The organism is Legionella sp. PATHC032, from assembly GCF_026191185.1.
Taxonomy (GTDB): Bacteria; Pseudomonadota; Gammaproteobacteria; order Legionellales; family Legionellaceae; genus Legionella.
In genome coordinates, this window is the sequence record NZ_JAPHOV010000001.1 from 64993 (window position 1) to 77358 (window position 12366).

Genomic DNA, 12366 nt, shown 5'->3' on the forward strand with positions numbered 1-12366 from the left:
ACAAGCCCATATCCTGGGTTTTCATTGTGGTTCGGAAGTCAAGGACTGATTAACCCTGTAAAGCATAAGTATGCTGCCACAACTAAAGAATGGCTTTACTCCAGTTTTTCTCATTATGTTCAGTCTGGGTTATTGGATGAGAATTGGGGTGGTGTGGCTGTGATAGGGGAGTTTGGAGAGAAAATTGGTGATAAAGGTATATCTGGGTCACGTGCTTAGCTTAGCCCTCCTTCCATGCTAAGCTTTCTATTTTTATGGGTTTAGCCTATCTCAAAGGTCATAAGAATGGGGCAAGGTGAAGAGCTGGTTTCCATACATTTTGTTACTAAAAGTGAGAGTCTATTCCGAGCCTCGGTTAATTCATTAATTTTTAAATTAAGTTTTTCAATACGCCTTTCAGCCATATCTCTTACGTGCTCCCGATCATTTTTAGCATCAAACTCTAATAGTTCTTTTATTTCTTTTAAAGTAAAACCTGCTTTTTTGGCTAAAAGAATAAACCTTAAACGACTTATATCATTGTCACTATAACGCCTTATTTTTCCAGCCCCAAGTTCTTTGTTAAGCAACGGAACCTGAAGTAGTCCTTGGCGTTGATAATAACGTATGGTTTCAATCCCAACCCCACATAATTTAGCAAATTCACCAATTGTTTTATTATTCATTACTTGACTCCGTACTATAGTACGGAGTCTATATTACTATTTATAGGCCATTAATCATAGGGGATAGAAATGAACAATACTTCAATTAAAAAAGCAGTTTTGTATCGTATGGTGATAGAGCATCATGTTTGCCCTTATGGTATCAAATCTAGAGATTTATTAAGACGTCGAGGCTATGAGGTAGAAGATAATTGGTTAACAACCCGTGAACAGGTCGATGCGTTTAAGGATAAACACAATGTAAAAACCACACCTCAAACTTTTATCAACGATGAGCGTATAGGGGGGTATGACGATTTACGGCGTTACCTTGGAAAGAAAATAAGAGATCCAAAAGAAAAAAGTTATCGCCCCGTCATTGTGTTGTTCGCGATTACCGCTTTAATGGCGATGGCAGTGAGCTATGCTCGCTTTGCTAACCCTTTTACACCACATGTTTTAAGCTGGTTTATTGCATTTAGCATGGCCGTTCTTGCTTTATTAAAGCTCCAGAATATCGAAAGCTTTTCAACCATGTTTTTAAACTATGACCTCCTGGCCAAACGCTGGGTTCCTTACAGCTATATTTACCCATTTGCTGAAGGTTTAGCAGGGATATTAATGATTGCAGGAGCGTTAAATTGGCTTTCCATTCCAGTTGCCTTATTTATTGGAACTGTAGGTACTCTTTCTGTTTTTAAAGCCGTTTATATCGACAAGCGCGAGCTTAAATGTGCCTGTGTGGGCGGTGATAGTAACGTGCCTTTAGGATTTATTTCACTCACTGAAAATTTAATGATGATAGGAATGGCTTTATTCATGTTGCTTATGTAATTCAACTAGCAAGCGTAGCCCGGATGAAGTGGAACGAAATCCGGGCGTATGACAGCGCTTGCATCCCGGCTATGCTAGCTATACACTGTTAACAGATAAAAAGTCGATCATCGAGCTATCGATATCCAAGATTCTTAAAGTTCCCTTAAGACAGACCTTGTATAATGAACATTTTTTATATTTATTCCAGTTCTGCCAGATGAGCATAGAAATCAAGAGGAACCTACAGAACAATAATTCAGCCTTTGTCTACTTGCGCAGCACGGGGCTCGCCACAAACTCTCTGTCGAGCATTCTGTATTACATGACACGTATCATTGTCCTTACGGAAAGCGCGGGCTTTGCCCTAGGCATCCTGGGAGTGCTTTTTTCAGTCATTGGTTTTGTGAGCAGTACCATTGCAAGAATACTTGATCCAACAGTCTCAAATTTCAGTCGTGTGATGTCGGCTGGTATTCTCATTGCAGCTGCAGCAGGGGCTATACCACTGATCTATCTGGGAACGTTATTCCCTGCGATGTGGGTATATCTTGGTATCGGCGTGATGGGGTATGGTGTACTAGATGCGTCATACTACCTTTATTCGGACGTGCGTAAGGAAAATGTACTCATAAATCAGTATAAAGATAACCCTGAACAATATGTGGAAAATATTAAAGAAAAGCGACAAGCCAATTACGAAAAACTTCTCAACACGCGGATCGACGATAAGCAAACACGTGTGCTGCTAGTTTTTAAGCTTTACCGACTTGACAAAAAATTAGCCTTTGTTAAACAAGAGGGGCCAAGTAGGCTTTACGACATCGCATGTGATCGCAAGCGCACCCGGAGTCTGGGGAGATTTATTGACCTTGGCACTTCTCTTACAAGCCTTATTGTTGGTGTGGCAGGACTGTTTTTGGGAATTGCTGCCTGGCCAATTGGTCCTATATTGATCGGCGTATCCTTGGTTGTATTTGCTGTAAGCCTATCAAAGTCGGCGATACAGTTTTATAAAAAAATTAATAAAAACAATACGCTTTTAAAAGAAGTTCTCTCAGATGATAGATACATATCACTTATTGATGCGAATCTGGATAACCATTATGACATCCAAGAGACGGACACTGTGGAAAAAACACAAGAGAAGGTTTTTACGCATGAGCTTTCACACGAGTCAGCGCTCTCAAAAGACCACGAACGTAAAGAATATTATACAAAACTCTTTCAGCCTGTGAATAAAACCGCTCTCAGGCCAAACGATGAAGAGACGGACGAACTAAGCTGGCTATTTAGGAATTAGACGGTTTTATTGTAGCATCCTTGAATTGCATAAAAGGGATTCGTGAAGATGATGGAGCCTGGAGAAATAATTTATTGAGCGCTTGTGGCAGATTTTGTCTTTTGGGTAGTGAAAAGCAAAAGGCAAGATCTGACCCTCTGGCTTCCTTCGATATTTTTTAGCCAACTGTATTCCAAGACTACTGGCGGATGAGTCGCTCTGGTAGATGTCTTCTAGAATCTGGTTTGGAATATTTTTGACATCCCAAACTCCTAGAAAATGATTTGTGGCTACAACTATTACTGTTACATCGAGTATTCGTTTGTATGCCAATCCTTGAATTAGTCCTTTGAACCAATCTTTCTGCTTACTTTTCAGTTCAAGAATAAAGTGACCTGGGACATAGCCATCAGCATTGTTAGCCTGAGTTTCGCATTTAAATTCGGGATACTTCGATCTAAAGTAATTTCGTATTAGGTCCGCATTTCCTTTTTCATCCGGAAATGAAAGATACTGAATTAATCCCTCAATTTGTTTATCGGCATTAATCTTCTGCATCGAATAACCGTAATTGGTAATATAACCTTGTTATCGACTAACTATAGTTATACTTGAACGAACCATTAGAGTCTCTGTTGGATTGTCTACATTGTGTCTACATGATTTTTCGCGATTTTCTAAAAAATAGCGTAACTACTTGATTTCATTGGTCGGCCCACTAGGACTTGAAACCAGGACCAACGGATTATGAGTTATTTGTTGAAAAAAGTAGCTGGCTGAATTAGTGCATCGTAATATTGTCATATATAGTCGAAACGACATTTATCAAACCAGTGTTCATTTCCAAAATTATCAATAATAGCTATATCATCTTGATATATTTGACCAATTTCATTCACTGGTGGCTGAATGAACGTCATTGAGTTAACTTCAACACTCACCCCAGAAGGAATAAGATAATGTGCGGATGCGTATTTTTTACCCTTTATTAGTACCATTCCTTTGATCTTTTTTTTCTTATTAATTAGTACACCAGAAAGCTGTATATCTTGGTTTGAAATGTTGGTTAGCAAAAAATCACCAACAACTTGCATAACGTCATTATTATTCATTTTTCCCATATGCCACCAACAAGAATGTGTTCGATTTACACTCGCAATAGTTAATGTTTTTAAGGGATGAGCAGGATAGTAATAATTTGCCTTATTAACAATCCATGAGATACATTTCAAAAATGGTTTAAATAGAATGCCGATAGTCTTATCAATCCAATTCATCGTATATATCCCATTATTTATTTGCAAAGCGAGTGGCATAAGGTTGAAGTGTTGTGTTCGAGTGCTCGAGTCAACTTCATCTCAAACTTCGACACATATTCGACACGTAAAATTTAAGGTTTGATTGAATTTCGCCAAAACCCAGACTGGGAATGGCTCCCCGGACAAGACTCGAACTTGTGACCTAATGATTAACAGTCATCCGCTCTACCGACTGAGCTACCGGGGAATTGAGGCGGAATCTTAAAACGATTCCGCGAGAGAATCAAGTGGTTTTTAATATATTTTTTAACTGCAGAAACGTTGTAATCGGTTCAAGGCATCTTTCAGGGTATCAATACCGGTGGCGAAGGATATTCTGATGCAGCCTTCTGTGCCGAAAGCGGAGCCTGGAACCAGTGCTACACCTACTTCATTCAGCAATTTTTCGGAAAATTCGATGTCATTGACGTAACCTCGTTTTTCGATAATCGCCTGCACACTGGGAAAAATGTAGAAGGTTCCGTCGGCGGGGATAACTTCTATGCCATCGATGTTTTGCAATCTATCGGCCACATAGTCGTGCCTTTGATGAAAGGCGTTGACCATTTCTTCAATGCTCTCATTGCTGCCATTCAAAGCCGCTACGGCAGCTCTTTGTGCTATGGAGCATGGATTGGATGTGGATTGGGATTGAATGGTTTTCATCGCATTGATTAATGGAGCAGGGCCAGCTGCATAGCCTATCCGCCAGCCTGTCATGGCATAAGCTTTGGATACTCCGTTTAATACGATGGTTCTGTCGTATAATTCAGGGCAGGCGTTGAGAATATTTGCAAAAGCTTGACTCCAGATAATATGCTCGTACATATCATCCGTGGCAATCAGTATCTGTGGATGTTTTTTCAAAACCTCGCCCAATTCTTTTAATTCCTCCTGAGTGTAGGCTATTCCTGAGGGGTTGGAAGGGCTGTTCAGGAAAATCATTTTGGTTTTTGGAGTGATGGCTTGTTCGAGTTGTTGTGCATTGATTTTATAACGCTGTGCAGGAGTGGTTTCAATGATGACAGGAACACCATCGGCCAGCAAAACCATGTCAGGATAGGATACCCAATAAGGAGCAGGGATGATGACTTCATCGCCTGGGTTAAGATAAGCTTGGCAGAGATTATAACAGCTTTGTTTCCCCCCTACGGAGACTAATATCTGATTGAGTTGGTAATCCAGAGCGTTGTCTCTTTTGAATTTGTTTTTAACGGCTTCCTTTAGTTCGACTATCCCGTCTACAGCAGTGTATTTCGTGTCACCTGCTTCAATAGCAGAGATGGCGGCTAGCTTTATGTGTTGAGGCGTGTCAAAATCAGGTTCACCAGTTCCAAGGCCAATGATATCAAGGCCTTGGGCTTTCATCTGCGCTGCTTTTGCAGCTACGGCAAGGGTAGGTGAGGGTTTTACTTTTTGTACACGCTTTGCCAATGCGATATCCATCTGTTGCTCCTGTGAATTATAGGGGTACTAGCATATAATATAAAATATGAAAGACTTATTTAAAATTTACTCAAATTACCAACCTGCCGGTGATCAACCTACAGCTATAGCCTCTTTAATTGATGGTCTTGAATCAGGTTTGGCCAAACAAACATTATTAGGCGTTACCGGTTCTGGTAAAACATTTACTATAGCTCATGTTATTCAAGCCATGAAAAGACCCACTTTGATCATGGCGCCGAACAAAACGCTTGCGGCTCAACTTTATGGGGAGTTTAAAGCCTTTTTTCCTGATAATGCCGTAGAATATTTCGTTTCCTACTACGATTATTATCAGCCCGAAGCGTATGTACCTGCTTCAGATACGTTTATAGAAAAGGATGCTTCCATTAATGAACACATAGAGCAGATGCGCTTGTCCGCAACCAAAGCGTTGATTGAACGCAAGGATGCCATTATTGTAGCGACGGTTTCTGCCATTTATGGATTGGGCGATCCGGATTCCTATTTGCGTATGTTATTACATCTCTCCCGTGGAGAACAATCCGATCAGCGTAAAATTTTAAAGCGTCTTGCAGAAATGCAGTACACACGAACCAATCTCAGCCTGGAGCGCGGCCAATTCCGGGTGCACGGTGATGTCATTGATATTTTCCCGGCTGATTCCGAGAAAGAAGCGATAAGAATTGAGCTTTTTGACGATGAAGTGGATAATATTGCCCGTTTTGATCCTTTAACGGGAGAAATTTTACAGCGGTTACCACGCGTCACCATTTTTCCTAAAACTCATTATGTCACTCCCAGAGAACGTATTTTAGAAACAGTAGAAAAAGTAAAAGTAGAGTTGCAGGAAAGACTGGCTGAATTGAATGCACAAAATAAGCTGGTAGAAGCTCAGCGTTTGGAACAAAGAACTTGTTTTGATATTGAGATGATGTTGGAGTTAGGTTATTGCTCTGGCATTGAAAATTATTCGCGTTATTTATCCAACCGCGAAGCGGGTGAAGCGCCACCTACTCTTTTTGATTATCTCCCACCTGAGGCTTTGCTAATTATCGATGAATCGCATGTTACTGTTCCTCAAATAGGTGGCATGTATCGCGGAGACAGGGCGCGCAAGGAAACATTAGTTAATTATGGATTTCGCTTGCCTTCTGCCTTGGATAACAGGCCTTTACGTTTTGAAGAATTTGAAGAACGTTCGCCGCAGACTATTTATATTTCAGCAACGCCAGGGCCTTATGAGCAGGAGCATTCAGATAATGTGGCTGAGCAAGTGGTAAGACCCACCGGATTGATTGATCCTGAGGTGGAAATAAGGCCGGTGAAAACCCAGGTCGATGATCTCATGTCTGAAATCAGGCAGGTGATCGCCCAAGGCAGCCGTATTCTTGTAACGACATTAACTAAACGTATGGCAGAGGATTTGACAGAGTACCTGAGTGAGCACGGGATCAAGGTGCGCTATTTGCATTCCGATGTCGATACGGTTGAACGCATGGAAATTATTCGTGATTTGCGTTTGGGTGAGTTTGATGTTCTGGTAGGAATTAACTTATTGCGCGAAGGTCTTGATATGCCCGAGGTTGCTCTTGTTGCTATTTTAGATGCTGATAAGGAAGGTTTTTTACGCTCGGAGCGTTCTTTAATTCAAACAATTGGTCGTGCAGCACGTAATGTGAGGGGGCGCGCTATTTTGTATGCAGATACCGTTACCGGTTCGATGCAAAGAGCATTGACGGAAACAGAGAGACGACGTGAAAAACAAAAAACATTCAATTTGGAACATGGCATTACTCCCAAGGGAATTAATAAATCGGTTGAGGACATTTTGGAGGGTGCTTATATAGGCAAGCGCAAAACATTGGTTGCCGAACAAGCTCCCCGATACACCCATTGGTCTCCTCAGGAATTGGCAAAGCAAATTAATGCACTGGAAAAACAAATGTATTCCCATGCTCAAAACATGGAGTTTGAATTGGCAGCTAAAGTTCGGGATGAATACCTGCTATTAAAAGAGCAGTTGATGAAGGTATAACCCGATGGGTACCGGATTTTGAACCCTTGGGTTCAAGTGGGCAGCGAATGCATCGGTTCAGGCTTCCCACTCTATTGGTGGGCTTGCTCAACGCCGATAACAGGATGCTTCCCTGGCTGTGAGTGTTGGTTCTAAAATCACTCGCCATCGGGTTAATTAGATTATAACATCAACCTGGTTTTTACATCTAGAAAAACTCCATACGATATAGCATTTGTTATTTTTTCTTTAGACTATACTAATCATTAAGTATTCCATTTATTCGGTTTTTTGTAGAGCATTGAAGTGGTTGTAGAAGGGATGAGGAATTAAAAACCAGCCTGCTGACAGGCGTAAGGGAATTACTGTTAATCCATGAATATTAAATCTAATTTGGCACATAGTTCTGTTATCCTCAAAGGTCATGTTAATCGATATGCCTTTTTAGGATTGCTTATTTCTGTTGGCAGTATCTTGATTGCAAGTTGTATTGTTTCCTATCAACTGACTGGATCTGTGAGTTTAGGAGGATTTATTCAGGCTCAAAGATCTAACCCGGCAATTTGGATTCTGGATTTAACACCTTTTATGTTTGTGTATTGGGGGCAAGCGTTTTGTTATGGATTGGTTAACAAAGCGGAGAGTTTACTGGTTGATAAAACCAAAGAGCTTTTAAATATTAGTGGGAATCTGGAATTAAAACTCAAATATGATAGCTTGACCAATTTGCCTAACAACCGCTTGTTAAATGAAAAAATACGGCTTGCCATTGAACAATTGGGAGCACAAGGTGAGTTAGCCGTTATTGTGATAAAAATTAATGAGCTTAATTATAATTTCAGCTCATTTAATACCAATAATATCGTAAAGCAATTTGCTGAAAAATTAAAATCGGTTTTGATTGATCCTTACATGCTAAAAGCGTCTCTTGGAATTAATATGGTGGCAAGATTGCAAAGTGATGAATTTGCCATATTGATGCCAAGACTTAAAAAGGATTTGGAAATTGATGAGCTGTTAATTCATCTGCTTATCTTGCTAAATAGTAACCTAATGGTGGATGGAATTAATATCAATCTGGTCACTACCGTTGGTGCTGCTATCTATCCTATCCATGGAGAAGAAGATGATGCTTTAGTAAATCATGCCCTTATTGCAGTTTACCAGGCACGAAAAGAAAACAAATCCTATGCAGTTTACAGCCCTGAAATGGAAGAAGATCTTATTCATAATCGGATTGTGATGAATGAACTGCAGCGCTCCATTGAAAACAAAGATTTGAAAATTTATTACCAGCCAATAGTTGAATTAGCTAATGGCCAAATTGTAGGTGCTGAGTCATTAGCTCGTTTTGAACATCCTGAATTAGGTTTATTGAATGCGGAAAAATTCATGCCTTTAATCGAGGGAACCAGTTTAATTCATAATTTGACAACCCTTATGCTTAAAGAAGTCATAAAGCAATTAGCTGCCTGGCATGATGCTGGACATAAAATTTTTGTCTCGGCAAATCTGTCAGTGAACCGTGAGTTGCCTGATTTAATTGAGAAATTATTAAATGATTATGAGATCTCTCCACAATTTTTGAAACTTGAATTTACCGAAAGGGCTTGTTTAACTGAGCAGATGGTTACCAAAGAAGTTTTTGAACGATTGTCAACCATGGGAATCAAATTATGCATCGATGATTTTTGCAGCGAAAACTCTTCCTTTATTCATTTGACTAATTTCCCTATCGAAAACATTAAAATTGAGAAGTCTTTCGTACTGAAAATAGCCAAAGACGCAAAAAAAGCCAAAATTGTAGAGGCTATAGTAAAACTGGCCCAAACATTAGGGTGGGAGCCCCTGGTGGATGGTATTGCTGATCAAAATACATTGGAAAAATTAAGAGATTTAGGTTGTTTATATGGTCAGGGATTGTATTTTTCTCGAGCGGTCAATGTGACTGAATTTACATCATTGCTAAAGAAATGAATCTAGGCTTAATATCACCTCCCATTCGTTTTCCCGTTTTTTAGATTGAATACGAATTACAATAGTTAGATGCAAAGGCCTCGCTGATATTAAAACTTGTCAGGATCAGCATGTTCCCAGTGGATTTTATACTCATCAGGAATATTGCCTTTTAAAAATTGGCCTGGGTTAACGTAAGTATAGATTTGATCAAAAGATTTGACTTCATCTACCCCAATTCGTCTCATGATATGGGATGGTTTTAAATCACTAGGATTGTTTAATCCCAAAGCACCAACCATTTCCAAAAAGCTTTTTATCGTATTATTGTGGAAATTGGCAACAAGAAATTTTTTTTCATCAACAACAAGACCATACTGAAGACGTTTCTTTTGGGTGGCAACTCCCGTCGGGCAGGTATTAGCATTGCATTGTTTTGACTGGATACATCCTATTGACATCATCATGGCTCTTGCTGAATTACAGATATCAGCTCCAAGAGCAATATTAGTGAGCAAGTCAAACCCGTTGGTCACTTTTCCACTGCAAATCACGCGAATTTTATCGCGCACCCCAGTACCAACAAGAGCATTATGAACAAAAACCAGACCAGCTTCCAAAGGAGTTCCTATAAAATTGGTGTATTCAACCGGCGCTGCTCCTGTCCCACCTTCGGAACCATCTATTGTAATAAAATCAGGTAAAATATTCGTTTTCAGCATGGCTTTGCAAATAGCCATAAACTCATGTCTTCGCCCCAGGCAGAGTTTAAAGCCTACGGGTTTACCGCCTGAAAGATCGCGTAATCGTTTTACAAAATGAAGTAAGCCGACGGGATTATCAAAAGCGGTATGAGCAATTGGTGATAAAACATCTTTGCCCATGGATACTTTTCTTACTTTTGCTATTTCTTCCGTTAATTTGGCCGCAGGTAAAATTCCACCATGGGATGGTTTTGCACCTTGTGATAATTTAATTTCTATCATTTTTACTTCATCGCGGGAAGCTTCTTTGATAAATTCATTTTCGTCAAAATTACCTTTGTCGTCGCGGCATCCAAAATAAGCCGTGCCAATTTGAAAAACAATGTCACCGCCTTGCAAATGGTAAGGACTTAATCCTCCTTCTCCTGTATTGTGGTAAAATCCTCCAATTTTTGCTCCTTTGTTTAATGCCATTATGGCATTAGCCGATAAAGAGCCAAAGCTCATGGCTGATATGTTCAATCGGGAGGCATTGTAAGGTTTTTTACAATCAGGTCCACCCACATCAATTCTTGGTTCCACTTCACTGGAGTGTTTCGGCGATAAGGAATGGAGTGCCCAAGTGTAACCAACGCTTAGAATATCTCGCTCCGTTCCGAATGGGATGGTATCTCTGACATTTTTTGCCCGTTGATAAATCATGGAGCGGGTTTCCCTGTTAAAAGGAAGCTCGCTTTCATCTGTGGCGATGAAATATTGTTGAATCTCAGGACGAAGAAATTCCAAAAAATATCTAACGTGACCTAGTACTGGAAAATTGCGTAAAATGGTGTGTTTTGTTTGCAATACATCATAAATCCACAGGATTATGACAGGTATCAAGAAGGCAAAAAACCAGACAATATCCTGTAGCATGGCAAACAGGGCAAAGAGACATAAAAGGATAACCCCAAATCCGATATACCATTGACGTCGCATAGCTAATTCCTTTTAATTGTTTGCTATTAATATCAATAGTATAGGATGGTTTGCCGAGGAATACTTAATTTATCTGCCTATTGGCTGCTATCCGTTTCAGAGCCAACTACTGCTTTATTAATTTTATTTTCCAAAGAAGATATAAATTGAGTCACCTGTAATCGCTGTTGCTCCTGTTCATTTTTGCATAAAATTAATTCATGGCCAATATCCAGAGCAGCAAGCAAAAGGATGTGGAAATTATCCAAATGTTTAAATTTATTTTTGTTATTTTGCATTTTCTCATTAAGTTTTTCTGCGGCGAGTATTAAGCTCACTTCTTCTCCATCAGGGCATTTGATTTCATAGATTTTATTTAATAATTTTATTTTACAGAGTTTAATATTGGTCATTATTACGCCTTTGTATTTGCACGGTATTAAGCAAATAGTAGCAATTTTGCCTTAATGCAGCAAATTATGAAAATCATAGGTGGTGAGAAAGTGTAGCAGGTGAACACAGATTCTAAATGGGGTATCATTAGCTATCTTTTTAAATAGGGTTAACTATGTCTTTAGATAATGATTCGCTGCATTTACCTGAGTACGATGATTTTGTGCAATCCATTTCTGTTTTAGCATTAACCATGTCCGGTAGCGAATTACACGGAATCATGTGCGGTTATCTTTGTGCAGGGGCTGATAGTCAAGGTGAGGCCTATATACGTGCTTTATTAAATAATAAAAAAGATGAGCAAAGTCGTAATGCGTTATTATCCATGTTTTCTGTCTTTTCAATTAGTCAGCAACAAATGAATAATTTTGATTTTGAATTTGAAATGTTATTGCCCGATGACAACGAATCTTTGGTTGTTCGTGCTCAGGCTTTTAGTGAGTGGTGTGAAGGATTTACCCAGGGATTAACTATTGTCGGCGTTGGAATGGAGCAGTTTTATGAAGAGGAATCTCAGGAGGCTCTTCAGCACCTTATAGAATTTGCAGAGCTGGATTGCGAATCGTTGGAGGTAGGTGAGGAAGATGAGAAAGCTCTAATGGAGGTCAGTGAATACACTCGTATGGCAGTACTTCGGTTGCACAGCGATTTGGTTTTGCATGAAAGAGAACGCAGAGATTCAGGATCAACCCATTGATGGCAAGTTAATAAGGTATTGAGGTTGTTTGTATTTATTGGTTTTTTGATTTTTTGAAGGATTGCTCATTTGTTCTATTTATTAAAGTGAAAAGGGAAA

12 protein-coding genes, 1 tRNA gene and 1 other RNA gene are annotated in these 12366 nt (G+C 39.6%); 6 read left to right on the forward strand and 8 right to left on the reverse strand.

What is annotated here, in order from left to right; all coding sequences use genetic code 11:
- The first annotated feature begins 24 nt into the window (after positions 1 to 24).
- Entirely contained in the window at positions 25 to 219 is a 195-nt protein-coding gene (locus tag OQJ02_RS00295) for a hypothetical protein (protein WP_265717360.1), read from the forward strand.
- Between the two features lie 41 nt (positions 220 to 260).
- Here OQJ02_RS00295 and OQJ02_RS00300 read toward each other — a convergent pair whose 3' ends face one another.
- Positions 261 to 665 (reverse strand): MerR family transcriptional regulator, encoded by a 405-nt coding sequence (locus OQJ02_RS00300; RefSeq protein ID WP_265717361.1) that lies wholly within the window; start codon positions 663 to 665, stop codon positions 261 to 263.
- Between the two features lie 69 nt (positions 666 to 734).
- On the opposite strand from OQJ02_RS00300, the gene OQJ02_RS00305 reads away from it, so the two are divergent.
- Together OQJ02_RS00305 and ceg2 are read left to right on the forward strand one after the other, a co-directional pair.
- Positions 735 to 1478, forward strand: coding sequence for a glutaredoxin family protein (locus tag OQJ02_RS00305; RefSeq protein ID WP_265717362.1), 744 nt, complete (start codon positions 735 to 737; stop codon positions 1476 to 1478).
- A gap of 199 nt (positions 1479 to 1677) precedes the next feature.
- The gene (ceg2, locus tag OQJ02_RS00310) at positions 1678 to 2760 is read left to right on the forward strand and encodes a lpg0059 family Dot/Icm T4SS effector (RefSeq protein ID WP_322783397.1); all 1083 of its coding nucleotides are present in this window, start codon (positions 1678 to 1680) and stop codon (positions 2758 to 2760) included.
- Positions 2761 to 2766: 6 nt separating this feature from the next.
- Here ceg2 and OQJ02_RS00315 read toward each other — a convergent pair whose 3' ends face one another.
- The 4 genes from OQJ02_RS00315 to OQJ02_RS00330 form a co-directional block, all read right to left on the reverse strand.
- The gene (locus tag OQJ02_RS00315; protein ID WP_265717364.1) at positions 2767 to 3297 is read right to left on the reverse strand and encodes a hypothetical protein; all 531 of its coding nucleotides are present in this window, start codon (positions 3295 to 3297) and stop codon (positions 2767 to 2769) included.
- 242 nt (positions 3298 to 3539) lie between these two features.
- A complete protein-coding gene (locus OQJ02_RS00320) occupies positions 3540 to 4016 on the reverse strand; it encodes a hypothetical protein (protein ID WP_265717365.1) in 477 nt (158 codons plus the stop codon).
- 153 nt (positions 4017 to 4169) lie between these two features.
- Positions 4170 to 4245: transfer RNA gene (locus tag OQJ02_RS00325), tRNA-Asn, on the reverse strand.
- A 59-nt stretch (positions 4246 to 4304) separates the two neighbouring features.
- Entirely contained in the window at positions 4305 to 5483 is a 1179-nt protein-coding gene (locus tag OQJ02_RS00330) for a pyridoxal phosphate-dependent aminotransferase (protein WP_265717366.1), read from the reverse strand.
- A 46-nt stretch (positions 5484 to 5529) separates the two neighbouring features.
- On the opposite strand from OQJ02_RS00330, the gene uvrB reads away from it, so the two are divergent.
- Positions 5530 to 7521, forward strand: coding sequence for an excinuclease ABC subunit UvrB (uvrB, locus tag OQJ02_RS00335; RefSeq protein ID WP_265717367.1), 1992 nt, complete (start codon positions 5530 to 5532; stop codon positions 7519 to 7521).
- On the opposite strand, the gene ssrS is transcribed toward uvrB, so the two are convergent.
- Positions 7516 to 7678, reverse strand: a non-coding RNA gene (ssrS, locus tag OQJ02_RS00340) — 6S RNA. The two genes, uvrB and ssrS, sit on opposite strands and share 6 nt — an antisense overlap.
- A 197-nt stretch (positions 7679 to 7875) precedes the next feature.
- Between ssrS and OQJ02_RS00345 the strand changes: the two genes are divergently transcribed.
- Positions 7876 to 9477: a putative bifunctional diguanylate cyclase/phosphodiesterase gene (locus tag OQJ02_RS00345; protein WP_265717368.1), complete on the forward strand. Its 1602-nt coding sequence runs from the start codon at positions 7876 to 7878 to the stop codon at positions 9475 to 9477.
- An 89-nt stretch (positions 9478 to 9566) separates the two neighbouring features.
- Here OQJ02_RS00345 and OQJ02_RS00350 read toward each other — a convergent pair whose 3' ends face one another.
- Together OQJ02_RS00350 and OQJ02_RS00355 are read right to left on the reverse strand one after the other, a co-directional pair.
- Positions 9567 to 11138: an FMN-binding glutamate synthase family protein gene (locus OQJ02_RS00350; RefSeq protein ID WP_265717369.1), complete on the reverse strand. Its 1572-nt coding sequence runs from the start codon at positions 11136 to 11138 to the stop codon at positions 9567 to 9569.
- Between the two features lie 77 nt (positions 11139 to 11215).
- A complete protein-coding gene (locus OQJ02_RS00355) occupies positions 11216 to 11530 on the reverse strand; it encodes a cell division protein ZapA (protein WP_265717370.1) in 315 nt (104 codons plus the stop codon).
- Between the two features lie 155 nt (positions 11531 to 11685).
- On the opposite strand from OQJ02_RS00355, the gene OQJ02_RS00360 reads away from it, so the two are divergent.
- Complete coding sequence (locus tag OQJ02_RS00360) at positions 11686 to 12267, forward strand: UPF0149 family protein (protein WP_265717371.1); 582 nt, start codon at positions 11686 to 11688, stop codon at positions 12265 to 12267.
- The last annotated feature ends 99 nt before the right edge of the window (positions 12268 to 12366 follow it).

Bases quoted from the DNA above. Each gene is read 5' to 3' on its own strand.
- OQJ02_RS00300 (WP_265717361.1), bottom strand. From the start codon at position 665: ATGAATAATAAAACAATTGGTGAATTTGCTAAATTATGTGGGGTTGGG.
- OQJ02_RS00305 (WP_265717362.1), top strand. From the start codon at position 735: ATGAACAATACTTCAATTAAAAAAGCAGTTTTGTATCGTATGGTGATA.
- ceg2 (WP_322783397.1), top strand. From the start codon at position 1,678: ATGAGCATAGAAATCAAGAGGAACCTACAGAACAATAATTCAGCCTTT.
- OQJ02_RS00315 (WP_265717364.1), bottom strand. From the start codon at position 3,297: ATGCAGAAGATTAATGCCGATAAACAAATTGAGGGATTAATTCAGTAT.
- OQJ02_RS00320 (WP_265717365.1), bottom strand. From the start codon at position 4,016: ATGAATTGGATTGATAAGACTATCGGCATTCTATTTAAACCATTTTTG.
- OQJ02_RS00330 (WP_265717366.1), bottom strand. From the start codon at position 5,483: ATGGATATCGCATTGGCAAAGCGTGTACAAAAAGTAAAACCCTCACCT.
- uvrB (WP_265717367.1), top strand. From the start codon at position 5,530: ATGAAAGACTTATTTAAAATTTACTCAAATTACCAACCTGCCGGTGAT.
- OQJ02_RS00345 (WP_265717368.1), top strand. From the start codon at position 7,876: ATGAATATTAAATCTAATTTGGCACATAGTTCTGTTATCCTCAAAGGT.
- OQJ02_RS00350 (WP_265717369.1), bottom strand. From the start codon at position 11,138: ATGCGACGTCAATGGTATATCGGATTTGGGGTTATCCTTTTATGTCTC.
- OQJ02_RS00355 (WP_265717370.1), bottom strand. From the start codon at position 11,530: ATGACCAATATTAAACTCTGTAAAATAAAATTATTAAATAAAATCTAT.
- OQJ02_RS00360 (WP_265717371.1), top strand. From the start codon at position 11,686: ATGTCTTTAGATAATGATTCGCTGCATTTACCTGAGTACGATGATTTT.